Annotated in this window: 19 protein-coding genes and 1 pseudogene; 4 read left to right on the top strand and 16 right to left on the bottom strand. The window is 53.5% G+C overall.

Annotation, left to right across the window (positions count from 1 at the left end):
* Positions 1–13: 13 nt before the first annotated feature.
* The gene (locus LVJ78_RS03420) at positions 14–910 is read right to left on the bottom strand and encodes an OmpA family protein (protein ID WP_132954468.1); all 897 of its coding nucleotides are present in this window, start codon (positions 908–910) and stop codon (positions 14–16) included.
* A 618-nt stretch (positions 911–1,528) separates the two neighbouring features.
* Between LVJ78_RS03420 and smc the strand changes: the two genes are divergently transcribed.
* The gene (gene smc, locus LVJ78_RS03415; protein ID WP_132954469.1) at positions 1,529–5,020 is read left to right on the top strand and encodes a chromosome segregation protein SMC; all 3,492 of its coding nucleotides are present in this window, start codon (positions 1,529–1,531) and stop codon (positions 5,018–5,020) included.
* Positions 5,021–5,674: 654 nt separating this feature from the next.
* Here the strand turns inward: smc and argG are convergent.
* The gene (argG, locus tag LVJ78_RS03410) at positions 5,675–7,027 is read right to left on the bottom strand and encodes an argininosuccinate synthase (RefSeq protein WP_132954470.1); all 1,353 of its coding nucleotides are present in this window, start codon (positions 7,025–7,027) and stop codon (positions 5,675–5,677) included.
* Positions 7,028–7,173: 146 nt separating this feature from the next.
* Here argG and LVJ78_RS03405 point away from each other — a divergent pair, with 146 nt between their 5' ends.
* Positions 7,174–7,983 (top strand): competence/damage-inducible protein A, encoded by an 810-nt coding sequence (locus LVJ78_RS03405; protein ID WP_132954471.1) that lies wholly within the window; start codon positions 7,174–7,176, stop codon positions 7,981–7,983.
* A 391-nt stretch (positions 7,984–8,374) separates the two neighbouring features.
* Here LVJ78_RS03405 and ccoP read toward each other — a convergent pair.
* From ccoP to ccoN, 4 genes and pseudogenes are all read right to left on the bottom strand, one after another.
* Positions 8,375–9,385 (bottom strand): annotated as a pseudogene (ccoP, locus tag LVJ78_RS03400) (cytochrome-c oxidase, cbb3-type subunit III); the annotation flags it as partial.
* Complete coding sequence (locus LVJ78_RS03395; protein ID WP_132954473.1) at positions 9,385–9,582, bottom strand: cbb3-type cytochrome oxidase subunit 3; 198 nt, start codon at positions 9,580–9,582, stop codon at positions 9,385–9,387. The gene LVJ78_RS03395 and the pseudogene ccoP, both read right to left, overlap by 1 nt.
* Positions 9,583–9,586: 4 nt before the next feature.
* The gene (ccoO, locus tag LVJ78_RS03390; RefSeq protein WP_132954474.1) at positions 9,587–10,198 is read right to left on the bottom strand and encodes a cytochrome-c oxidase, cbb3-type subunit II; all 612 of its coding nucleotides are present in this window, start codon (positions 10,196–10,198) and stop codon (positions 9,587–9,589) included.
* Between the two features lie 24 nt (positions 10,199–10,222).
* A complete protein-coding gene (gene ccoN / locus LVJ78_RS03385) occupies positions 10,223–11,659 on the bottom strand; it encodes a cytochrome-c oxidase, cbb3-type subunit I (protein ID WP_207894328.1) in 1,437 nt (478 codons plus the stop codon).
* A gap of 319 nt (positions 11,660–11,978) precedes the next feature.
* On the opposite strand from ccoN, the gene LVJ78_RS03380 reads away from it, so the two are divergent.
* A complete protein-coding gene (locus LVJ78_RS03380; RefSeq protein WP_132954476.1) occupies positions 11,979–13,745 on the top strand; it encodes a M61 family metallopeptidase in 1,767 nt (588 codons plus the stop codon).
* Positions 13,746–14,366: 621 nt separating this feature from the next.
* On the opposite strand, the gene LVJ78_RS03375 is transcribed toward LVJ78_RS03380, so the two are convergent.
* The 7 genes from LVJ78_RS03375 to LVJ78_RS03345 all read right to left on the bottom strand — a co-directional run bounded on the left by LVJ78_RS03375 (position 14,367) and on the right by LVJ78_RS03345 (position 20,464).
* A complete protein-coding gene (locus LVJ78_RS03375; RefSeq protein ID WP_132954494.1) occupies positions 14,367–15,281 on the bottom strand; it encodes a MetQ/NlpA family ABC transporter substrate-binding protein in 915 nt (304 codons plus the stop codon).
* An 85-nt stretch (positions 15,282–15,366) separates the two neighbouring features.
* Positions 15,367–16,053, bottom strand: a complete 687-nt coding sequence (locus LVJ78_RS03370; protein WP_132954477.1) for a methionine ABC transporter permease — start codon at positions 16,051–16,053, stop codon at positions 15,367–15,369.
* A gap of 1 nt (position 16,054) precedes the next feature.
* Entirely contained in the window at positions 16,055–16,792 is a 738-nt protein-coding gene (locus tag LVJ78_RS03365; protein WP_132954478.1) for a methionine ABC transporter ATP-binding protein, read from the bottom strand.
* A 467-nt stretch (positions 16,793–17,259) separates the two neighbouring features.
* A complete protein-coding gene (locus LVJ78_RS03360) occupies positions 17,260–18,156 on the bottom strand; it encodes a metal ABC transporter solute-binding protein, Zn/Mn family (protein WP_132954479.1) in 897 nt (298 codons plus the stop codon).
* 314 nt (positions 18,157–18,470) lie between these two features.
* Positions 18,471–19,346, bottom strand: coding sequence for a metal ABC transporter permease (locus LVJ78_RS03355; RefSeq protein WP_132954480.1), 876 nt, complete (start codon positions 19,344–19,346; stop codon positions 18,471–18,473).
* A gap of 132 nt (positions 19,347–19,478) precedes the next feature.
* The gene (locus LVJ78_RS03350) at positions 19,479–20,204 is read right to left on the bottom strand and encodes a metal ABC transporter ATP-binding protein (protein ID WP_132954481.1); all 726 of its coding nucleotides are present in this window, start codon (positions 20,202–20,204) and stop codon (positions 19,479–19,481) included.
* On the bottom strand, positions 20,201–20,464 hold the full coding sequence (locus LVJ78_RS03345) for a hypothetical protein (RefSeq protein WP_244802597.1): 264 nt from the start codon (positions 20,462–20,464) through the stop codon (positions 20,201–20,203). The genes LVJ78_RS03350 and LVJ78_RS03345 overlap by 4 nt, the downstream gene beginning before the upstream one ends.
* Between LVJ78_RS03345 and LVJ78_RS03340 the strand changes: the two genes are divergently transcribed.
* A complete protein-coding gene (locus tag LVJ78_RS03340) occupies positions 20,463–20,759 on the top strand; it encodes a DUF2288 domain-containing protein (RefSeq protein WP_132954482.1) in 297 nt (98 codons plus the stop codon). The two genes, LVJ78_RS03345 and LVJ78_RS03340, sit on opposite strands and share 2 nt — an antisense overlap.
* Positions 20,760–21,305: 546 nt before the next feature.
* On the opposite strand, the gene bioD is transcribed toward LVJ78_RS03340, so the two are convergent.
* The 3 genes from bioD to apaG all read right to left on the bottom strand — a co-directional run bounded on the left by bioD (position 21,306) and on the right by apaG (position 24,034).
* Positions 21,306–21,971 (bottom strand): dethiobiotin synthase, encoded by a 666-nt coding sequence (gene bioD, locus LVJ78_RS03335; RefSeq protein WP_132954483.1) that lies wholly within the window; start codon positions 21,969–21,971, stop codon positions 21,306–21,308.
* Between the two features lie 107 nt (positions 21,972–22,078).
* A complete protein-coding gene (locus tag LVJ78_RS03330; protein WP_132954484.1) occupies positions 22,079–23,440 on the bottom strand; it encodes an alanine/glycine:cation symporter family protein in 1,362 nt (453 codons plus the stop codon).
* A 225-nt stretch (positions 23,441–23,665) separates the two neighbouring features.
* Positions 23,666–24,034: a Co2+/Mg2+ efflux protein ApaG gene (gene apaG, locus LVJ78_RS03325; RefSeq protein ID WP_132954485.1), complete on the bottom strand. Its 369-nt coding sequence runs from the start codon at positions 24,032–24,034 to the stop codon at positions 23,666–23,668.
* Positions 24,035–24,082: the final 48 nt, after the last annotated feature.

Below are 24,082 nucleotides of genomic sequence, written 5' to 3'. Positions count from 1 at the left end.
TTAAGTATTTTGTTTACTCGGCCTTTTCACCGTGCAAAATGATTTCTACGCGACGGTTAGGCTGATCGCATTCTTGACGGGCTTTGGTATTGCGCGGGTGTTTGGCGCGGCAGTCGGTTACCAGCAACTCTTTTTTACCGCGCCCTTCTGCGGTGATCAGCTTGCTGTCGAGGCCGCTGCCGGCCAAGGCTTGCTTCACGGTATTGGCGCGCGCTTGGGAAAGGCGGTTGTTGTAGACATCGCTGCCGGTGGGATCGGTATGGCCGATCACCGCAATATTGCTGATATGATTGGGATTTTTCTTGATATCTTCCGACACAGCTTCGATTTCCTGTTTGCCTTTAGGCAGCATGTTTTTGTAATCGGAGCGGTCGAATTTAAACAAGGCTGAGGCTTGCAGGCTGTATTTTTTCAAAATTTGGGCGCATTGCTCGGCACGCGTTACGCGCGAGAGGGTGTGCGTTTGCTGTTGCGTGCCCTGCAAATCGGCCTGAGCCTGCTCGGGCGTTACCGCCTCAAGAGCGGGCTTGCCGTTGTCGTCAACCACGCGGAAAAATGAAACGGCGGCATCCGGCAGATTGTAATAATTGCCCGATTTGGCCTTATCCAGATAAGCAGGGTCGCGGTTGGTGAATTCTGCGTAAAAGCGCTGGTTTTGTGCACACACCGCGGCTTGATGATAAGCATTGGGCTGCAAGGAGCTTAAATATTGGCCGTTCACATACACATTAACAGTCGGCCCCGAAATGGCTTCTGCTTTGCGGTAAAACACCACGGAAGACAAACCTTCGGGCACATCGGTGCTGTATACAAGATCTTGCGTATCCACCCAGGTGATTTCGGGGCGGGTGGCACAGCCGGCCGCCAGCAAAGGCAACATAATCCAGAATATTTTTTGACGTTGTAACATGATGTGAACTCCTTGTTTTATCGTGATTCAAGCGCAACCCCGGCCGCGCCTGCCCGCTCACTTTTGAATGGAAATATGGAAATAATGATGCTGCAAAATCATTTACAGATAAGGCAAAGCATCCAAATAAAATAATTCTTACCGAATAATAAACACACCATTAAAACCACATCAGATGCACCGATTATTCGGCGCGCTCTGCCGACAAAAGGCACGTCCGTTTTCATCAAAATTCCATCGTCATCAACCTGTTTTAAAATTTCAAAAAAATATTTTAGATATAAAACAATTAGTTATAAAATATTAATGAAACAGCAAAAATAATCATTTTGGATATAACCGGGCTTTTGTATTATTTCCACCACAAAGGAAATTTTAGTTCCCTTGGCTGAACAATCAATTTTCAATAAAAATCTTTAATCTAAAATAACCATATTTATTAATTTTTAATTTCAATAATTTTTCTTTAAATAAAATTTAATCTATAAATTTAAAATTATTAGCATCAATATTTTTTCATCAACCTGTCTTTAAACAATATGTTTACCGCCCGACAAAACCAAGCTTGCAACAACAATTTGAGCTAAAATAGCCCTCCTTTTCCCATCACTTTTGCTCATGCGCCTCACCCACATCAAACTTGCCGGCTTCAAATCCTTCACCGACCCCACCACCATTCACGTGCCCGGCCAGCTGGTGGCCGTGATTGGCCCCAACGGCTGCGGCAAATCCAACGTGATCGATGCCGTGCGCTGGGTGCTGGGCGAAGCTTCGGCCAAACAATTGCGCGGTGAAAGCATGCAGGATGTGATTTTCAATGGTGCGGCCACCCGCCGCCCCGCTCCGCGCGCATCGGTGGAGCTTGTGTTCAATAATGCCGACCAAACCCTGCAAGGCCCGTGGGGGCAATATGCCGAAGTGAGCATCAAGCGCCAGCTCACGCGCCAGGGCGAATCCACTTATTTCATCAACAATCAAGTGGTGCGCCGCCGCGACATTACCGACCTTTTCCTCGGCACCGGCGTGGGTGCGCGCGGCTATGCCGTGATTGAGCAAGGCATGATTTCGCGCATTATCGAAGCGCGGCCGGAAGAATTGCGCGCTTATATAGAAGAAGCGGCGGGCGTGTCCAAATATAAAGAGCGGCGCAAAGAAACCGAAGGCCGTCTGAAAGACACGCGCGAGCATTTGCAGCGTTTGGCCGATTTGCAAAGCGAATTGGGACGCCAAGTGGAAAAGCTGGAAAAGCAGGCCGAAACCGCCGAGCGCTATCAAACCCTCACCCGCCAACTCTCGCAGCAGCAAGACCTGCTCGATTATGTGCAATGGCAGCAAGCGCTGGCCGCCGCCGACAAAGCCACCGCCCAGCATCAAAACTTCCAGCAGCAGCAAAACGACACCGCCGCCCAAATCCAAACGCTCACCGAGCAAATCCACGCCCTGCAAACCACCGAGCAGGCACAGCAAACCGGCGCACACGACATCAGCCAGCGCCGCGGCATTTTGCGCGAGCAAATCGCCCGCCTCGAAGAGCAAATCCGCCACCAGCAAAGCCTGCATCAGCGCATCGAGCGCGACCGCAGCGCCGCACAAGTGCAGCTGCAGCGCATCCACCAAGAGCAGCAGCAAATCCGCGCCAAAGAAGAAGAAACCGATTTTCAAATCGAAGAAAAACAAACCGAGCTGGCCGAGCTCGCGCTGATGGTGGCCGAACACGAAACGCGCCTGCCCGAGCTGGAAGAAGCCCAAGCCGAAATCGAATCGGCCTACCAAAACCAGCAAGACGAACACAACCGCATCAAGCGCGAACTGGCGCTCAAGCAACAACAACGCCAACACGCCCACCAAACCCTGCATGCACACGCCCAGCGCCAAGGCCGTCTGAAAGAAGAAAACAGCGCGCTCAATCTGCCGGCCGATGCCGACACCGAAGCCGCGCAAGCGCAAGCCGCGCTGCTGGCCGAGCAGCAAGCGCATTACGAAGAGCAGATTCTGCTGGCCGAGCAGCAGCTCGAAGCCGCGCAACAACAGTTTCAGACGGCCTCAAGCCAACACCAAGCCCTGCAACAGCAACACATCACCGCCCAAGCGCAGCACGAAGCATTGGCGCAGTTGCTCAGCCAAAGCAGCGCCGACAGCGATTTTTGGGCGCACACCGATGCCGCGCACGCCCCGCCATTGTGGCAACACATCCACGCCCCCGCCGACTGGCAACACGCCTTAAGCGTGGTGCTGGCCGAGCGCCTGCATGCGCGCGCCCTGCCGCCCGAATTCGCCCTGCCCACGCCTTTGCCGCAAGGCCGCGCCGCTTGGTTGGCCGACAATCTTTCAGGCGGCCTCAAAAAAAGCCTGCCCGCGCTGGCCCTGCTCAACCAAATCCAGGTACAAGCCCCGTTTCAGACGGCCTTGCACCATTGGCTCGACGGCATCTTGTGCGCGCCCAACCTAGATTACGCCCTCGCCCACCAAAGCGATTTGCAGGGCCGCCAAAGCTGGCTCACCCCCGAAGGCCACCAAGTCGACCGCATCAGCGTGATGCTCTATGGTCAAAACAGCGGCGAAAACCTGATTGAGCACAAAGCGCGTTTGGACAAACTCGAAGCCGATTTAGCTACCCTCGCCCCGCAGCTTGCCAGCGCCGAACAAGCCCTGCGTCAGGCCCAAAGCGCCCGAAGCGCCGCCGAGCAGCACCACAAAAACCTTCAACAACAACAAAAACAGCATCAGCAGCAATACCAAGCCGCCCAAAGCCGCGCCGCCGAGCTGCTCGCCCGCACCAACCAAGGCCAAATCCGCCGCGAACACATCCAGCGCGAGCTTTTACAAATCGAAGAAGAAGCGCTGATTCTCGAGCAAACTTCAGACGGCCTCGAAGACGACATCGCCATATTAGGCGAAGCGGCGGCCGAGCTGGAGCAGCAACACCACCACATCGGCAACCAACGCAACCAGCAGCAAAACCAACTCAAACAAGCCCGCCTCGCCCTGCTCGAAGCCAACCGCCGCTACGGCCTGGCCGAAGTGGATGTGCACAAGCTGCAACAACAAAAGCAAACCCAGCAGCAGCAGCTGATCCAGCTCGAGCAGCAAACCCTCGATTGGCAAGAGCGCCAAAGCGAATTGGCGCTGGCCTACGAAGCCGAACAAGCCCAAGACGAGCAACACCTCAAGCTCGAAAACCTCAGCGAAGAAGTGCACACGCTGGATGAGCAATACGCTGTCATACAAGAACAATTAAACACCACCCAAGCCCAAGGCCGCGAGCAATACGCCGCCCAGCAAAGCCTGTCGGCCAAGCTGCCGCAATTGCAGGCCGCCACCCAAACCGCCTTATTGCAGCAACAAGAAGCCCTGCTCGGCGCCAAACGCTTCCACCAAAACCTTGAAGAGCGCCAAGCCGACCTTGCCGCGCTCGAAACCTTAGCCGCCGAATCCGCCAGTCTCAAAGCCCTGAGCGACGACATCGGCAACCTTGCCCAAAAAATCCAAGCACTCGGCGCCGTCAACCTCGCCGCGCTTGAAGAATTGCAAGAAGCCCGCGAGCGCGACGGCTACTACCGCCACCAAAGCGAAGATGTGCAATCGGCCATCGCCCTACTCGAAGAAGCCATCGCCCAAATCGACCACGAAACCAAAGCCCGTTTCAAAGAAACTTTTGAAGCCGTGAATGAAAAAGTGCAAACCTTCTTCCCCACCCTGTTTGGCGGCGGTGAAGCCCGTTTGCACATGATAGGCGACGATTTGCTCACCGCCGGCGTGTCCATCATGGCGCGCCCGCCCGGCAAGAAAAACAGCACCATCCACCTGTTGAGCGGCGGCGAAAAAGCCCTCACCGCCATGAGCCTCGTGTTTGCCCTTTTCAGCCTCAACCCTGCCCCCTTCTGCCTTTTGGACGAAGTGGACGCCCCGCTCGACGACGCCAACACCGGCCGCTTCTGCAACCTGGTGAAAGAAATGTCGGCGCAAACCCAGTTTCTCTATATCTCGCACAACCGCCTCACCATGGAAATGGCCGAGCAGCTTATCGGCGTAACCATGCAGGAAAAAGGCGTGTCCCGCATCGTGGCCGTGGATATCCAGCAAGCCCTGAGCATGGCCGAACCGGCTTGATGCCGATCAGATGCGGATAAAAGGAAAGGCCGTCTGAAAATATTTTCAGACGGCCTTTGATGGCATACCGATAAATTAAAAGACTTTAATATCAAACACATAGTGAAATAAAAGAAAAACGGATACAAGAATAAGAAATCTCAAATCGTGCGTAAAGTATGTGACGCAGCCACGCGCGCGGTTTAAACGGTTTCTGCGTGTATGGCTTGCTATATGCCCCGTGCAAACGGGTAGGTTAGGTTGTAAACCCAACAAATCCACAAGCCGTTTAAACCGTTGGGTTTATCAACCCAACCTACGCCATTGTAGAATGCAGTTTAGTGTCACTTTTTCTTGCATTTCAATATATTTTTCAAAAGCCTCAACATGTGTAGAGTGCGTACCATCGCACGCACATGTTTTAATCGGATTAAATTCACTTTTTGACAGTAAAACCAAAGCTGTCTGAAACGTTAACCCTTCAGACGGCCTCATAAAGCACAAGCAAGGTTTGCGGGCGATTTCAAAAAATTGGCACATGTTTGCATACAAGCCTTCATAAAAAGCAGGCCGTCTGAAAAAGATTTTCAGACGGCCTGCTTGCATCGGTTCTATCAAACGCCAAGCAAACGCCAAGCGCTTTCTTGCCAAAAAAACCAAACCGATGCCAAAGTTTTATTTACGCTCTTTATGACCCAATTGCGGCAGCACTGAGCCTTCGCCCAGTTGCAGCAAGCCCGATTTCGAATAAATGCCGAGCTTGGCGCGGGTGTCGGTGATGTCGAGGTTGCGCATGGTGAGCTGGCCGATGCGGTCGAGCGGGGTGAAAGCGGCGTTTTCCACTTTTTCCATGCTCAGGCGCTCGGGCGCGTAGGTGAGGTTGGGCGATTCAGTGTTCAGCAAGGAATAATCGTTGCCGCGGCGCAGCTCCAGCGTCACTTCGCCGGTGATGGCGCGCGCCACCCAGCGCTGGGCGGTTTCACGCAGCATCAGCGCTTGCGAGTCAAACCAGCGGCCTTGATAAAGCAGGCGGCCTAGGCGCAAGCCGTTAATGCGGTATTGCTCAATGGTGTCTTCATTGTGAATGCCGGTGAGCAGGCGCTCGTAAGCAATGTGCAGCAAGGCCATACCCGGGGCTTCATAAATGCCGCGCGATTTGGCTTCGATGATGCGGTTTTCGATTTGGTCGCTCATGCCCAAGCCGTGGCGCCCGCCAATGCGGTTGGCTTCGAGAAACAATTCTACCGGGTCGGCATATTCTTTGCCGTTCAAAGCTACCGGCACGCCCTCTTCAAAGCGCACGCTCACTTCTTCGGGCTTCACTTCTACGCTTTCATCCCAAAATGCCACGCCCATAATCGGTTTCACAATTTTGATGCCGGTGTTGAGAAATTCCAAATCTTTGGCTTCATGGGTGGCGCCGAGCATATTGGAATCGGTGGAATAGGCTTTTTCTACCGACATTTTGTAGTCAAAGCCGTTGGCAATCAGAAATTCGCTCATTTCTTGGCGGCCGCCCAATTCATCAATAAAGGTTTGGTCGAGCCACGGTTTGTAGATGCGCAAGCTGGGGTTGGTGATCAGGCCGTAGCGGTAGAAGCGCTCGATATCGTTGCCTTTATAAGTGGAGCCGTCGCCCCAGATATTCACATCATCTTCTTTCATCGCGGCCACCAGCATGGTACCGGTAACGGCGCGGCCCAGCGGCGTGGTGTTGAAATAAGTGATGCCGCCGGTGGATACATGAAACGCGCCGCATTGAATCGCGGCAATGCCCTCGTGCGCCAGCTGGCTGCGGCAATCGATCAGGCGCGCTTCAATCGCGCCATAGGCTTTGGCTTTTTGCGGAATGGCATTGTAATCTTCTTCATCAGGCTGGCCGAGATTGGCAGTGTAGGCATAGGGCAGCGCGCCTTTGAGCTTCATCCACAACAATGCGGCCGAAGTATCGAGGCCGCCTGAAAATGCGATGCCGACTTTCTCGCCTGCCGGCAGATTTTGTAAAATGGTATGATTTTGATTGCTCATGCGATAAATTCCTGTGTGAAGTGATGCCGGTGCGCCTGCAAACCGCAGCGGTCAAAATGGGTTTATTATTGTATGAATCGGCTGTTTAGTCCAGCCTTTGCCGCATTTCAGACGGCCTTTTTATTTATGCGCTTCTCTGCTTCTTTATGGAAAACCAAGCTATGTATTTTAATTTGATGATTATCGGTGATGAAATTTTGCACGGCAATCGCGCCGACAAGCATTTTGCCTTTTTCAAATCGCTGCTGGCGCAATATGGCTTGCAGCTTGGCCAAGTGCAATATCTGCCCGACGAGCGCGCTTTGTTGGTCAAGCAATTGCAGCGCAGCTTTTCAGACGGCCTGCCCACTTTCGTTACCGGCGGCATCGGTGCCACGCCCGACGACCACACCCGCCAAGCCGCGGCCGAAGCGCTGGCGCTGCCCTTGCAGCTACACCCTGAGGGCATCGCCAATATCGAAGCCGTGTCGCACCGGCGCGGCGATGCGCTGGATTCCGACGCCCACCGCCAGCGCTTGCGCATGGCCGAATTTCCGGCCGGTGCCAACTTGATTCCCAACAGCTATAACGGCATTGCCGGCTTTGCCATACACGAACATTATTTCCTGCCCGGCTTTCCGGTGATGGCCCACCCAATGGCAGAATGGGTGCTCAACACGCATTATGCCGCCCGCTTTCACCAAACACCGCGCGCCCAGCGCGCCATTTGGTTGTTTGATTTGCCCGAATCGCATATCGCGCCGATTATGGAAGCCATCGAAACGCGTTACCCCGGCATACGCAGCTACAGCCTGCCCAGCGAAGGCGGCCTGCAAGATGATGGCCGCATCAGCCTTTCCCGCGTAGAATTCGGTTTGAAAGCCGAAGGCAGCGCCTGCACACAGATTGATTCGGCCTGGCAGGAAGTGCAGCAGCAATTGCAGGCCATCGGCGGACGGCTGGTACTGATGAAATAAAGTCGGTTTAAGTTTAAATAGATAAACTATTAAAAAACCAACAAGCCAAAGGCTGTCTGAAAACTTTCAGACGGCCTGAGACCTTAGTAAATACCGTTTAGCTTTCAAAAATCTTTCCAGCTCTCCATTCCGGCGCAGAGCCACTGCCATCCGAAATAACGGATTTAAACATTTTTCATCAAGGTGGAGGCGCTTTACAAAGATCTCGGGCCTTTTCATACGATGCTGCAATGGTTTGTTTTAGCTGTAATGTTTGCTTTAATGCTGTCCCGATCCCAATCAATAAAACAAAGCAACTACGCGAAAGCCACCCCGAATCAGGGTGGCTTTTTTGATGTTGCTTATATGCTGCTCAGTTTATGGGCTTGCACGGCTTATGCCGTTATTGGCCGGCAGATGCAGCCGAAGCAGCAGAAGGAGCTGAAGCTTCAACCGATGCAGCAGGCGCAGGCGCGGCGGCAGCCGGTGCTGCTTGGCCGTCTTTGTGCGACAAGCCCCAAACATAAGCGGTCATGATGTGCAATTTGTCTTTATCGAGGAAGTTATCCCACGCCGGCATTTGGTTGTGGCGGCCGTTGGTAATGGTTTCGATAATGGCTTTTTGCGTGCCGCCCCACAACCAAACGTCATCGGTCAGATTCGGCCCCAAGCCCAACACGCCTTGGCCTTTGTCGCCGTGGCAGGTAAAGCAGTTGGCCGGCGGGCCGTGGAAGATGGCATTGCCGCGGGCGGCACGCTCTTCATCATATTGGCCGGCAGGTTTGGAGAAAGACATCACATAGTTGGCCACATCTTTCACACGCTCTTCACCCAATGCAGGCCCCCACGGTGCCATGATGGCAATGCGGCCTTTGGCGATGGTTTCGTGAATCTGCTCAGGTGAGCCGCCCCACAGCCAATCGCCGTCGGTCAGGTTCGGGAAACCTTTAGAGCCTTTCGCATCAGAGCCGTGGCACTGAATGCAATAGGTGTCGAACATGTTTTTACCGATGCGTTGGGCTTGCGGATCTTTGGCCACTTCTTCAATCGGCATGTTGGCAAATTTGGCATAAATTTTGCCATATTGCTCATTGGCTTTTTGCACTTCTTTTTCATACTGATTGTGACTGGTCCAATTCAGATAGCCCTTGTAGTCGCCCAAGCCGGGGTATAAAAACAAATAGGCGGCGCTGAAAACCATGGTCAGCACAAAGAGGTAAAACCACCAGCGCGGCAGCGGGTTGTTGTATTCCTCGATGCCGTCCCATGAATGGCCCATGGTTTTGACATCTTCACCCTTGGGCGGCATTTTGGTTTTGTTTTGCGACAGCAGCAGCCAAGCCAAACCGACGAAGCTGAGCACAACAATGGCGGCAATGTATATATTCCAGAAATTACTGGTAAATTGGGAAGTGGTATTCATTATTTTGCTCCGTTATCACGGGTATCACGGGGTAGCCGGGCAGACTCGTCTGACGGTGTGTCGTTGTCGTCCATGATGCTGTTGGCCGCATCACGGTAGTTTTGCTTGTTGCGCCGATTAAGCACGATATACAAAACCAGAATAAAGCTAACAAATACCCACACAGTAAAGAGCGAGCGCACCCAGTTGATATCCATGATGTTACCTTACGTTTTTCAATGCCAAGCCCAAACCTTGCAGATAGGCAATCACCGCATCGAGCTCTGATTTATTGGCCAAATCTTGCGGCGCTTTTTCGATTTCCTCGTCGCTATACGGGGTGCCGACCATGCGCAATGCTTTCATATGGCGCACGGTAGCCTCTGCATTCACGGCGTTGCGTGCCAACCACGGGAATGAAGGCATATTGGATTCAGGCACAACATCGCGCGGGTTCAGCAAGTGGATGCGATGCCATTCGTCTGAATAGCGGCCGCCCACACGAGCCAAATCCGGGCCGGTGCGTTTGGAGCCCCATTGAAACGGACGGTCATACACCGATTCGCCGCCCACCGAATAGTGGCCGTAGCGCTCGGTTTCCGCACGGAACGGGCGAATCATTTGCGAGTGGCAGTTATAGCAGCCTTCGCGCACATAAATGTCGCGACCGGCCACTTGCAAGGCGTTGTAAGGTTTCACACCGGGAGCAGGTTCGGTAACCGATTTGGTGAAAAACAGCGGCACCACTTCAATCAGCAGGCCGACGCTGATCACCAAAAAGGTAAACACAATCAAAAACCCGACTTTTTCTTCAGCTAGTTGTTGTAATTTCATCTTGGTAGCCTATCTTTCTTTTATTTAGTGGTGTTGCGTCTGCGAAATAACCGGAATCTCCGCATCCACAGCTTTGCCACCGGACACAGTGCGGTAGACGTTATAAGCCATCAGGATCATACCGGTCAGATACAGCACACCGCCCGCAAAACGAATCATGTAGAAAGGCATGCTTTGTTTTACCGATTCAACGAAAGAGTAAGTCAGCGTACCGTCATCGTTAAGCGCGCCCCACATCAAGCCCTGCATCACGCCTGAAATCCACATAGAAGAAATGTAGAGCACCACACCGATGGTAGCAATCCAGAAATGCGCCTCAATCAGCTTGGTGCTGTACATTTCTTTTTTGCCCCACAAACGCGGAATCAGATAATAGATAGAACCGATGGTGATGAAGCCTACCCAGCCCAAAGCGCCGGAGTGTACGTGGCCGACAGTCCAGTCGGTGTAGTGGCTCAGCGCATTCACCGATTTAATCGACATCATCGGACCTTCAAAGGTCGACATACCGTAGAACGACAGCGACACCACCAGGAATTTCAAAATCGGATCGGTGCGCAGTTTGTGCCATGCGCCGGAAAGGGTCATAATACCGTTGATCATACCGCCCCAAGAAGGTGCAAACAGAATCAGCGACAACACCATACCCAAAGATTGCGTCCAGTCGGGCAAAGCGGTGTAGTGCAGATGGTGCGGACCCGCCCACATATAGGTGAAAATCAGCGCCCAGAAGTGCACCACCGACAGACGGTAAGAATACACCGGACGACCGGCTTGCTTGGGTACGAAGTAATACATCATACCAAGGAAGGCCGCAGTCAGGAAAAAGCCCACGGCATTGTGGCCGTACCACCATTGCACCATGGCATCAATCGCACCCGAATAAATCGGGTAGGATTTCATCATGCCTGACGGAATGCTGAGGTTGTTGACGATGTGCAGCAGGGCAACGGCCAGAATAAAGGCACCGTAAAACCAGTTGGCCACATAAATATGCTTGATTTTGCGGGTGGCAATGGTGCCGAAAAACACAACCGCGTAAATCACCCACACCACGGCAATCAGAATATCGATCGGCCATTCCAGCTCGGCGTATTCTTTACCTTGGGTGTAGCCCAGCGGCAAAGTAATCGCCGCCAGCACAATCACCAGCTGCCAACCCCAAAAAGTGATGGCTGGCAGGATATTGCCGCCGAAAAGGCGCACGTTACAGGTGCGCTGCACCACATAATACGAGGTGGCAAACAAGCCGCAGCCGCCAAATGCGAAAATCACCGCATTGGTGTGCAAGGGGCGCAGGCGGCCGAAGTGAAACCACGGGCCGATATTCGACAAATCAAGGGACGGGGCAAACAATTGGGCGGCGATAATCACGCCGACCAGCATACCCACAATACCCCAAACTACAGTCATGATGGCGAATTGACGCACCACCTTGTAGTTATAAGTTTGCGTTTCCATGAGGGTCTCCATTAAACATGGCAATTAACACCTATCGGTTTCGCTCCGGCTTTTAAAACATACCAAAGATATACCCGATTTTTCTTAATTTAACATCGCAAAGCAGCCAAACAGCCGCAAGCAGAAGCTTAACTGCGGCATTCTAAATCAAAACCAACGCCGCACCAAGCCAATTCGGTATAAACCTGTAATTTTTACGCTGTCTTGGCGTTGCCTTTGGTCAGATTTTGTAAGACTATAGACTCCCTACATTCGGTTTCTTGACTCAAATCAAAGAGCCATAAAACTCCAAACAAAACTTAACAAATAAGGCTGAAAGATGCTTCGATACAACATTATGGCGCACACTTCGGCACACCAATGGCAGATTTGCCTGAGCCTGACGCAAGCCGATAACCTTCCTTTACACTTAAGCCTGCCCAACTGGGTGCCCGGCAGCTATTTGATTCGCGATTTTTCCCGCCACATCATCCAAATTGAAGCCGCATGTAATGGTGTGCGCACCCAAATCAGCCAAACCGGCAAAAACCACTGGCAAACCGAAGCGCGTGCCGGCCAGTGGCAGATTTGCTACACCGTTTACGCCTACGACCTTTCCGTGCGCGGCGCCTACCTCAGCAACGAGCGCGGCTTTTTTGATGGCGCCTGCCTGTTTTTAAGCGTGCAAGGGCGCGAGCACGAGCCGCACCAAGCAGTATTCGAACAGCTGCCCGAAAGCTGGCAAACCGCCACCACCCTGCCCCGCCTTGACACACACACCTTTCAGACGGCCTCTTATGCCGAATTAATCGACCACCCGGTTGAGCTCGGCCACATTGAGGTTTTGAGTTTTGAAGCCGGCGGCATTGCCCACCGCATTGCCCTGAGCGGCATTTATGCCGATTTCGATCGGGAACGTTTGATTGGCGACATCCAAAAAATCTGCCGCACCGAGCTGGCCATGTTTCCCACCCCTGCCCCATTTAAAGAATATTTGTTTTTACTGCATCTGGGCGACAAAATCTACGGCGGCCTCGAACACATCAGCAGCACCGCGCTTTTGGCCGACAGAAACAGCCTGCCCGCTTACGGCATGAATGAAGCCGGCGACGACTACACCCAGCTGCTCGGCCTGTTCAGCCACGAATATTTCCACGCATGGAATGTCAAATCAATCAAGCCGGCCGCTTTTGTGCCCTACTGCCTCGATAGCGAAAGCTACACCGAGCAATTGTGGGCATTTGAAGGCATCACCTCTTATTATGACGACTTATTCTTGGTGCAAAGCGGTGTCATTAGCACCGAAGCCTATTTAAAGCTGCTGGCCAAAGCCCTCACCCGCGTACAGCAAAATCCAGGCCGTCTGAAACAAACTCTGGCCGAATCGAGCTTCACCGCTTGGCACAAATTCTACAAACAAGATGAAAACAGCCCCAATGCCATCGTGAGCTATTACCAAAAAGGCGCATTGGCCGCCTTGTGCCTCGACTTGCTCATCCGCCAAAAAAGCGGCGGCGCCCACAGCCTGGCCGGCGTGATGCAGCAACATTACCGCGACTGGCTCGCCAGCGGCCGCGGCATTGCCGAACAACAATGGCAGGCGCGCTGCCAAGCCATCACCGGCCTGGATTTGCACGATTTCTTTCAGACGGCCTTATATTCCACCGATGATTTACCGCTTGAAGCCTGCCTGCAAACGGCCGGCATCGAGCTGCGCTGGCAAGCCTTGCCGCGCAGCCACGGCGGCGGCCTAGTAGAAACGTTTGCCGAACAAACGCCCGCCACCGACTTGGGCGCGCGCTACAAGCAAAACGGCAGCGGCATCACCCTCACCCATGTGCTCAACGGCAGCAGCGCCGAGCAGGCCGGCTTATGCCCGCAAGACCACATCATCGCCCTCAATGGTTTTGCCTGCACCGATTTCGACAAACAATGGGCCGCATTCAAAGCCGGTGAAAATATCGCGCTGCATTATTTCCGCCACGGCGTGTTGCGGCAAACCGAGCTAACCGTGCAAAACGCCGCCGCCGACACCGCCCTATTGCGCATTGCCGACCGAGATTTGCTGCAACAATGGCTGACGCCCAACGGCGAAGCCGGCCATTAAAACCGACGCTGCGGTTACAAGCCGGCGTGTAAATACGATTGGCTTTGTCGAAACAAAGCGTCATCGCACGCATGGCACACCCATGCCGTCTGAAAAAAGTTTCAGACGGCATCGCTTTATTTTTTTGCATTAAAGGCGGACAACGCAGCAAGCTTATTTTTGGGATGGTAAACCTGCGCAAAAATAACGGGTTTAAGTTTGAAAAAAACCGTCTGAAAGCAATGTTTCAGACGGCCTGATTCAGTAGGCGTAGGTCGGATTCTCGAATCCGACGCTTGTTCGCAGAACAAGTTTTTCGGAGCTGGGAAAATGTCGGATACGGGTATCCGACCTACAACTTTATTTTTTTGCATTCAAGGCGGACAACGCAGCAAGCTTATTTTTGGGATGGGCAGGCTGCGCATAAATAATACCAATCCAAAAAAATAACCTAACTTCGTTGTCTCGCCTTGCCGTACTATCTGTACTGTCTGCGGCTCGCCGCCTTGTTAGCTTACTTTTTTGAATTGGTATAAGGGTTTAAGTTTGACAAAGGCCGTCTGAAAGCAATGTTTCAGACGGCCTGATTCAATATTCGCAAAAAAGCAAAAAGCAGCCGGGCCGGCTGCTTTGGTTGTGTGCTTATTTGGCGGCAGATGCCGTGGCAGCGGCTTCGGAAGCAGCGCCGGCAACGGCTTGCTCACCCCATGCCGCCGGATATTTGTAGCCGGCAAAGCGTTGGTGGGCATAGGTTTTGAAGGCTTCCGAATTATAAGCCTCGGTCACATCTTTGAGCCATTGGCTGCCTTGGTCTGCGGTTTTCACGGCCGACCAGTTCACATAGGCAAAGCTCGGCTCTTGAAACAGCGCTTCAGTAAGCTTCATGCCGCTGCTCATGGCGTAGTTGCCGTTTACAATGGCAAAATCCACATCGGCACGGCTGCGCGGCAATTGTGCGGCTTCCAGCTCGACGATTTTGATGTTTTTCGGGTTTTCGGCGATGTCCGCTTTAGAAGCGGTGAGCGGATTGATGTTGTCTTTGAGCTTGATCCAGCCCAATTCATTCATCATCACCAAGGCGCGGGCAAAGTTTGAAGGATCATTCGGCGCCGACACGCTCACGCCCTCTTTCACTTCATCCAGCGATTTGAGTTTGCCAGGATAGAGGCCCAGCGGCGCGGTGGGCACTTGAAAGGCTTCGGTGATGTCGAGCTTGTGTTCTTTTTTGAAATCGTCCAGATACGGTTTGTGTTGGAACACATTCAAATCCAGCTCGCCTTCAGCCAGCGCCAGATTCGGGCGCACATAATCGGTAAACTCAACCAGCTTCACGGTGTAGCCTTTTTTGGCCAGCGCCGGCTGGATTTGGTCTTTCACCATATCGCCGAAATCGCCCACGGTGGTGCCGATCACGATTTCTTTTTTCTCGGCACTGGTGGCAGCAGAGGCATCGGAAGCGGCAGCAGGCGCAGCAGCTTCTTTTTGGCCGCCGCAAGCGGCCAGCACCAAGGCCAGCATGCCGGCGGAAACGGTTTTCAATACAGCATTGGTTTGCATCATCACAACTCCTTGTTAAAAATCAAGAAAAATCCGGTTTATTTTATACAACAGGCCGTCTGAAAAGTTTTCAGACGGCATCGAATCAACGTTTATCAAGCTTGCGGGCAATCCAATTGCCCAGGCTCTGAATCACGATTACCAACAACACCAGCAGCGCAACAATAAACACAATCACTTCGGTTTGATAGCGGTAATAGCCGTAGCGGATGGCCAAATCGCCCAAGCCGCCGCCGCCTATCATGCCGGCTGCGGCGCTGTAGGAAAGCAGGCCGATGGTGAGCACGGTGATGCTCGACACCATGCCTGCGCGCGCTTCGTTGAGCAGCACTTTGCGGATAATCGTCATCGGCGCCGCACCCATGCTGATGGCCGCTTCAATCACGCCGCGCGGCACTTCGCGCAGATTCTGCTCCACCAGCCGGGCAAAATAAAACAAACCCGACACGCTCAACACCAGCGAAGCGGCCACAGGGCCGATGGTGCTGCCGACAATGGCGCGGGTGGCCGGAATCATGGCAATCATCAAAATCACAAATGGAAACGCGCGCATCAGGTTCACCAGATTATCCAATATCAGATTCACCGGGCGGTTGTAATGCAGCTGGCGGTTGGCGGTGATATAAAGCCACACGCCGAGCAAAGTGCCAAACACGGTGGCAAAAGTGGTGGAAAGCCCCACCATCACAAAAGTTTCCCACAAAGCCTGCACGATTTCGCCGCGCATGCCGCTGATGGTGCCGATGGCCTGAGCGAAAGTTAAATCTGCCATATCAATCCTCCTGCACCAGCTCGCGCCCGATTTCAGACTCGGCAAAAATTTGATTGTTGCGCACTTCCACCACTTCTAAAAGCTTGCCCTGATGCAAAAGCGCCGCGCGGTCGCACAAGCGGCGGATCACGCTCATCTCATGGGTGACGATCACAATGGTCACGTTGAAGCGCTTGTTGATGTCGGCCAGACATTCGAGCACGCTGCGCGTGGTGGCCGGGTCGAGCGCCGAAGTGGGCTCGTCGGCCAAAATCACGCTGGGGCTGGGTGCGAGCGCGCGGGCAATGCCCACACGCTGCTTTTGGCCGCCCGAAAGCTGCGCCGGATAATGCGCGGCTCTGTCTTCCAAGCCAACGATTTCCAGGCATTCGGCCACACGCCGCTCGATTGCTTCGCGGCTCCAGCCGGCGATTTCCAGCGGAAACGCCACATTATCGGCCACGGTGCGGTTGGCCAACAGGTTAAACTGCTGAAACACCATGCCGATGTGCTGGCGCGCTTGGCGCAATTGCGCGGCATTAAGCGCCGTGAGCTCTTGGCCGTTGACGCTCACTTTGCCGCTATCGGGGCGCTCGAGCAGATTGATGAGCCGCAAAAGCGTGGATTTGCCCGCGCCCGAATAGCCCATCAGGCCGAAAATCTCGCCCTGTTCTATGCTCAGGCTGGTCGGCTCCACGGCGGTAAACCACGATTTGTCGCGGTGTTGGTAACGTTTGGATACTTGGTCCAAAATAATCATAGCATTCTCAAATACAACAAAAGCCCGATGTGCGACACAGCGGGCTGAAAATCAAAACGGCGGCTGCCGGATATTGCAACCGCACGCTTTAGCTGTTTGATATCTTTCTATAAACGCGCCATTGCGCGGCTGAAAAGATATTCACGCCCGCAAGCTGTGTCAAATCGGCGTGTTTTATCAGGCCTGTAAATTTACTTCAATTTTGCCGCTGCGTCAAGATTGGCAAGCATAAGGCCGTCTGAAAGTGTTTGAATCGGCAGATAAAAAGCCGCCTTTTCAGACGGCCTTGCTCTTAGGGTCTGTTCACATTTCATCACGCGGCAATCTTTTGGCTCAAAAACGCGCCTGTTGCGTTGAAAATGCTCGCAAGGTGTTCAACCTTGCTGTGCTTTTCGCCTTGCAGCCACGCTTTTGCGTTCAAAATCTTACTCACGGATGAATTGTGAACAGACCCTAGTGACACAAAATTACTTCATTGCCTCGCTCATCACACGCACATTATAGCGGAACATATCGGCATAAGTGCCGGCCGGCGCGCCGCTGCTCAAAGCATCTGCATAAAGCCCTCCGCTCACCTTCACGCCGGTTTCCTTGGCGATGCGCGCAATCATGCGGCCGTCTTTAATGTTTTCGGTAAACACCGCTTTCACGTTTTCAGCCTTGATTTGGCGGATAATCGCGGTAATCTGGCGCGCAGAAGGCTCGGCTTCGCTGCTCACGCCTTGCGGTGAAATAAATTTCACCTGATAGCGCTTGCCCAAATAAGCAAACGAATCATGGCCGGTAAGCACTTTGCGTTTGGCCGGCGCAACCGCACCGAATTGCTGGTTTGCATAATTGTTCAGCTGGTTGAGCACGTGTTGGTAATCTTTAAAACGCTGCTGGTAATAGCGGCTGCCTGCCGGGTCGGCCTTAATCAGCGCAATCGCCACGTTGGCGGCATAGCGCTGCATCAGCACAGGGTCGTTCCACACATGCGGGTCAAATTCGCCATGATCGTGATCATGGTCGTGGCCGTGTTCGTGATGATGCTCATCGGCAGCCAAGGGCTTGATGCCGGCGGTGGCTTCGGCCGAGGCCACTTTGCTTTGCTTCACCGCGCGTTGCAGCTCGGCTTTTTCTAGCCCCAAGCCGTTGAGCAACACCAGCCGGGCTTCGCGGATTTTTTTGATGTCGCCGCTGGTGAGGTTATAGGCATGCGCATCTTGGTTTGCACCCACCAAGTTTTGCACCCCCACCCGCTCGCCGCCGATTTGCTGCGCCACATCGCCCAAAATGCTGAAGCTCGCCACCACAGGCATGGGCGCGGCATAAAGTGCACCCGACCATAAAGCAGCGATTGCCGCCGGTTTCCAATGTTTCATTGATTACTCCTTTTGATATAACATAACATAAATCTGCAAAAAAATTATCCGGCAAACATTCAAACGGCGTTTTTCAGCAGCCAAGCCCGCTTTGACAAAGCGTTTTAATATAGTGGAATGCAAGAAAAAGTGATGCAAAACTACGCACTATAACAGGTAGGTTGGGTTGCCAAATCCAACGTTTCAGACGGCCTGTGGGCTACCCGTTGTGTCACTTTTTCCTGCATTCCACTATATCTTCCAAGCCTCATCCAAAAGCAGCCCTCTCAAGGCTGCTTGGCAGGCTTGGCATGCACCCGCAGGCCGTCTGAAACTCAAGCCTTATGATGCCGGCGCCGGCGCAGCCATTTGGGCAACATACCGCTTTCCCAACCAATCAGCACCGACACCAAATAGCACACGCCGCACCACAAAATAATCGCAGGCCCCGACGGAATTTCCACATAATAGGAAAACAGCAGGCCGCCAAAGCCGCACAGCAGCGCCACCAGTACCGAGAGCAGCAGCAACATGCCCATGTTTCTCGCCCACAGCCGCGCCGTAATCGCCGGCAGCATCATCAAGCCCACCGACATCAAAGTGCCCAAAGCCTGAAAGCCGGCCACCAAATTCATCACCACCAGCACCAAAAACAGCAAATGCCACAGCCCGCCGCGCCCGCCGACCGCCTTTAAAAAAAGCGGGTCAATGCTCTCCAGCACCAGCGGCCGGTAAATCACCGCCAACGTAAGCACCGTGATGGCCGCCACCGCCGCCACCAGCTGCAAAGCGGGCAAATCCACCGCCAGCACCGAGCCGAACAACAAATGCAGCAAATCGATATTGCTGCCGTTTTTGCTCACCAAAATCACACCCACCGCCAAGCTGCTCAGATAAAAAGCCGCGAAATTGGCGTCTTCCTTCAAATTGGTAAAGCGGCTCACCAGCCCCGCTAAAAGCGCCATCAGCATGCCCGCAGCAAAGCCGCCCAAGCTCATCGCAGGCAGGCTCAGCCCGGCGAACATATAGCCGATGGCCGCGCCCGGCAACACCGCATGGCTGAGCGCATCGCCCACCAGGCTCATGCGCCGCATCACCAGAAACACGCCCACCGGCGCGGCGCTCAGTGCCAGAAACACCACTGAGGCGAGCGCATAGCGCATAAAATCGAATTCGGCAAAAGGGCCGATAATGGTTTGATATAAATCCATCGAATAATGATATTGTAATGATATTGCTTGATTCAGATGGCCGTCTGAAACTTTCAGACGGCCTGTTTATTTGAGCGCCGCCCATCTCAGCCATCATCGAAAAAAGCGGCAAACGGGCAACATCCATCACACTCAGGCAGCGCACCAATCGCCGCTGTCGTGCTGCTGCATGGCCGCGTTGGCGCGCAAAAGCGCTTCATCCACCAATACTTTTTCGGTGGTGCCGGCCGCTATTTTTTCACGCGCCAGCAGCAAAGTGTGTGGAAAATAAGCCCGCACCTGCTCGTAATCGTGCAACACCGCAATCACACCGCGCCCTTCCTGATGGCATTGGCGCAACACTTCCAGCAGCGCATAAGTGGTTTTTGCATCCACCGCATTAAAAGGCTCATCAAGCAGCAGCAAGCGCGCATTTTGCACCAGCATGCGCGCAAACAGCACACGCTGAAACTGCCCGTTGGACAAATGCGCAATCGGCCGAGCGGCAAAATCGGCCATCTCCACCCGCGCCAATGCCTCGTGCACCCTCCGCCGCTGCGCCGCATTCACGCGCCCGAAAAAGCCGATTTCATACCACAAGCCCAACGCCGCCAGCTCAAACACCGTCATCGGCTGGCTGCGGTCGATTTCGCTTTGCTGCGGCAGATAAGCAATGTCTTTGCGCTGCAAACCCTGCCACACCACTTTGCCGGTGTCGGCCTTGAGCAAGCCCATCACCGCCTTGAGCAGCGTGGATTTGCCCGCGCCGTTGGGGCCGAACACCGCCCACATTTCACCCGCGCCAAACACCATATCCAAATGGTGCACGGCCGGCCGGCGCTGATAGCTCACGGTCAGATTTTCAATGGCAACGCTCATGCGCCCACCGCCCAAAAATACACGCCCCCAATCAGCGCCAGCGCCGCCAAAGCGAGCAGCAGGCGTTGAAGCAGGCCGGTTAACAATATTGAATGCATATAATAAAGAATGAATGTTTCAGACGGCCTGACACAATAGGCCGTCTGAAAAATGAATCCGCTTAAAATGATACTATATAACATTATACTCGCAAAACAGCAGGCCGTCTGAAATATCGGTAAAATAATATTTTCTCCGCCCCACCGAAAAGGAAACATCATGGCAGAAGCGCTGCTTCACGACAAATTAAACCTCGAAACCGCCCGCATCCATTGGCAAGAGCTGCAACCGCATTTCGCCCGCGGCGCCGCCGTGTATGTGGACAGCCACTTGGATTTAATCGGCATCGCCAAGCTGATGGCCGATGATGACAGCGCCACCCTCGCCAAGCTGATGCAGCAAGGCCAATTCGGCGTGGTGAGCGAAACGCAGGCGCGGCAGTTTCTCGCCGACAACCAAGCCATGTGGGCCGTGGTGGTGGCGCCGTGGGTGTTGGTGCAGCCTTGTCAAGATTAAAAGGCTTATACTTTGATACGCCAACAACAAGCAGGCCGTCTGAAAAATTTTCAGACGGCCTCTATCTCAGCAGTGCGTAGATCGGATTCTCGAATCCGACACTTGTTCGCAGAACAAGATTTTCAAGCATGCGGCAAATGTCGGATACCGGCATCTGACCGACCACTTTCTTAGCCGTCTGAAAAGTTTTCAGACGGCCTATATCTCAGCAGCATTTACAATAAACCAACATAGTGAAATGCAAGAATAAAGTGACACGAAACTACATTTTGCAACGGCGTAGGTTGGGTTGATAAACCCAACGTTTCAGACGGCTTGTAGATTTGTTGGGTTTACAACCCAACCTACCCGCTTTTCAGACAGCCTATATCTCAGCAGCATTTACAATAAACCAACACAGTGAAATGCAAGAAAAAGTGACACGAAACTACATTTTGTAACGGCGTAGGTTGGGTTGATAAACCCAAGATTTCAGACGGCTTGTGGATTTGCTGGGTTTACAACCCAACCTACCCGCTTTTCAGACGGCCTTTATCTCAACAGCACTTATAATAAACCAATATCCAAAACATCCGCCGCCTTCGCCGCATCCTGCTCCGGCAAATAAGGCACCACGCCCAGCAAAGGCGCATCAATGCGCTGCTGCAAAGTGTGCACATAATCCTCAAGCCGGTGCGGCGCGGGGCTGATGCAGTTGGCCACCCAACCCGCCAGCGGCAAGCCCGCCTGCTGCACCGCCTGCACGGTGAGCAGCGCATGGTTGATGCAGCCCAGCCGCATGCCCACCACCAACAACACCGGTAGCTTTTCCGCCGCCACCCAATCGGCAAAATCAATCTGTCCGTTCAAAGGCGTGCGCCAGCCGCCCGCCCCTTCCACCAGCACCACATCCGCCCGCACCCGCCACTGCGCCAGCCCGGCGCTTAAGCGCGCAGGCTCGATAGCCCGCCCTTCATCATGCGCGGCCAAATGCGGCGCGGTGGCTTCGGCAAAGGTGTAAACATTGTGATCGGCATAAGCCAGCGCCGGCTCGGAAGCCGCCTGTAAAGCCAACACATCGGCATTTTGCCCGCGCGCATCGGCTTCCGACGCCACCGGCTTGAAGCCCGCCGCCCGCCGCCCGCTTCGGCGCAGGGCGTGCAGCAAGGCCGCGGTACAAAAAGTTTTGCCTGCACCGGTGTCGGTGCCGGCAACAAAATAAACAGCGCTCATGATTCAGACGGCCTGATAAAAAAACAGCGTTCATTCTAGCGGCTTTTCAGACGGCCTCAATAAAAAAACGGCCTGATTCACTCAGGCCGTCTGAAAAACATATCGGTTTAAGGCAATTCGCCGCTCTGGCGCTTGGCTTTAAAGTCTTTGGTTTCTTTCAAAATTACCTTAGACAACAACAACAAGGCAATCAAGTTGGGAATCGCCATCAAGCCGTTGAAGGTATCTGCGGCAGACCACACCAAATCGAGGCTGGCAACCGTGCCCAGCATCACGGTGATCACATAAATCACCCGATAAGCCGGCACAAATCCATCGCCAAACACATAAGCCGCGCACTTCTCACCATAATAACACCAGCCCAAAATGGTGGAATAAGCAAAGAAAATCAGGCCGAAGGTGACAATCCAGCCGCCGGGGCCGGGCAGCATATTGTTAAACGTGTGCGTGGTCAAGGCCGCGCCGGTTTCGCCGGCCGGGCTTTGGTTGCTCAAAATACCCATCACCAACACAATGCCGGTAATCGAGCACACGATAATGGTGTCGAGGAAGGTGCCGGTCATCGACACCAGGCCTTGGCGCACCGGGTGGTCGGTTTTGGCAGCTGCCGCCGCAATCGGTGCCGAGCCCATACCGGCTTCATTCGAAAACACACCGCGCGCCACGCCGTAGCGAATCGCCGCACCGGCCATGCCGCCTGCCGCCGCACTGAAATTGAAGGCTTCGGTGAGAATCTTGTCAATCGCCGGCCACAGCATATCAATGTGCAGCACAATAATCACCAAGCCGCCCAACACATAAAATATCGCCATAAACGGCACGATAATCGATGCGGCCTTGGCAATGCTCTTAATGCCGCCCAAAATCACAATGCCGGTCAACACGGTCAAAACCACACCGGTAATCCACGGGTCGATATTGAAGCTGCTCTTAATCGACATCGCCACCGAGTTTGACTGCACCGAGCTGCCGATGCCGAAAGAAGCAATGGTGCCAAAGAGCGCAAACAGCAAAGCCATCCATTTCATATTCAGGCCGCGCTCGATGTAATACATCGGGCCGCCCGACATTTCGCCTTTTTTGTTGACCACACGGTATTTTACCGCCAGCACGCCTTCACCGTATTTGGTGGCCATGCCGAAAATGGCGGTAATCCACATCCAAAACACCGCGCCCGGGCCGCCCAACACCACCGCCGTAGCCACACCGGCAATATTACCCGTGCCGATGGTGGCCGAAAGCGCCGTCATCAGTGCACCGAAATGCGAAATATCGCCTTCGTGGTCGCTGCCGTCTTCTTTTTTGCCGTGCGGTTTAAAAGCCTGCTTGAGCGCAAACCACAGCATGCTGAATTGCAGGCCGCGCAGCATCAAGGTCAGCCAAACACCGGTGCCCACCAGCAGCACCAGCATGGCAGGCCCCCACACCCAGCCGCCGAGCGTATCGAAAAAATTTTTCAAAGCGTCCATGCTTCCTCCCAGATTGTTAACAATATTATTAGGACACGATGCATTTCAGCATAGGAAGTTAAGAAATGCAAGCATAAGTTAAAGCCATACCCGCAAAACCACCTACAAAAAACACACAGGCCGTCTGAAAAACATTCAGACGGCCTGTATTTCCAATTAATTTTAGTGAATATCCGGCTATTCCAAGCAAAAGCCGAACATTTCACCTTTCGTATCAACAAGGGTTTATTGCAGCGTAAAATCGGCCTTCAAATCAAATTTCGGAATCGGCACAGCAAAGCTGTCGCCATAAGCATCTTCAAATTCATAATGCCCCTGCATGCTGCCCCACGGCGTGTTCAAATGCGCGCCGCTGCTGTATTCAAAGCCATCGCCCGGATAAAGCACCGGCTGCTCGCCCACCACACCCGCGCCCGACACCTCTTCAATATCGCCGTGTGCATCGGTGATTTTCCAATAACGCCGCCGCAGCGTCACCACATCGTTGCCGCGATTGAAAATCGTGATGTAATAGCCAAACACATAATTGTCTTTGGCCACATTGCTTTGCTCGGCCAAATAACGTGGCTCAACTGTGATTTCTATATCATTCATAAATATCATTTATTCTTTCAGACGGCCTTAAAAACCCATCTATAAGCA

It is taken from the genome of Uruburuella suis (assembly GCF_022870845.1).
Classification (GTDB): Bacteria; Pseudomonadota; Gammaproteobacteria; order Burkholderiales; family Neisseriaceae; genus Neisseria; species Neisseria suis.
The sequence above is the reverse complement of the archived record's forward strand: the minus strand, read 5'-3'. Positions and strand labels throughout refer to the sequence as shown.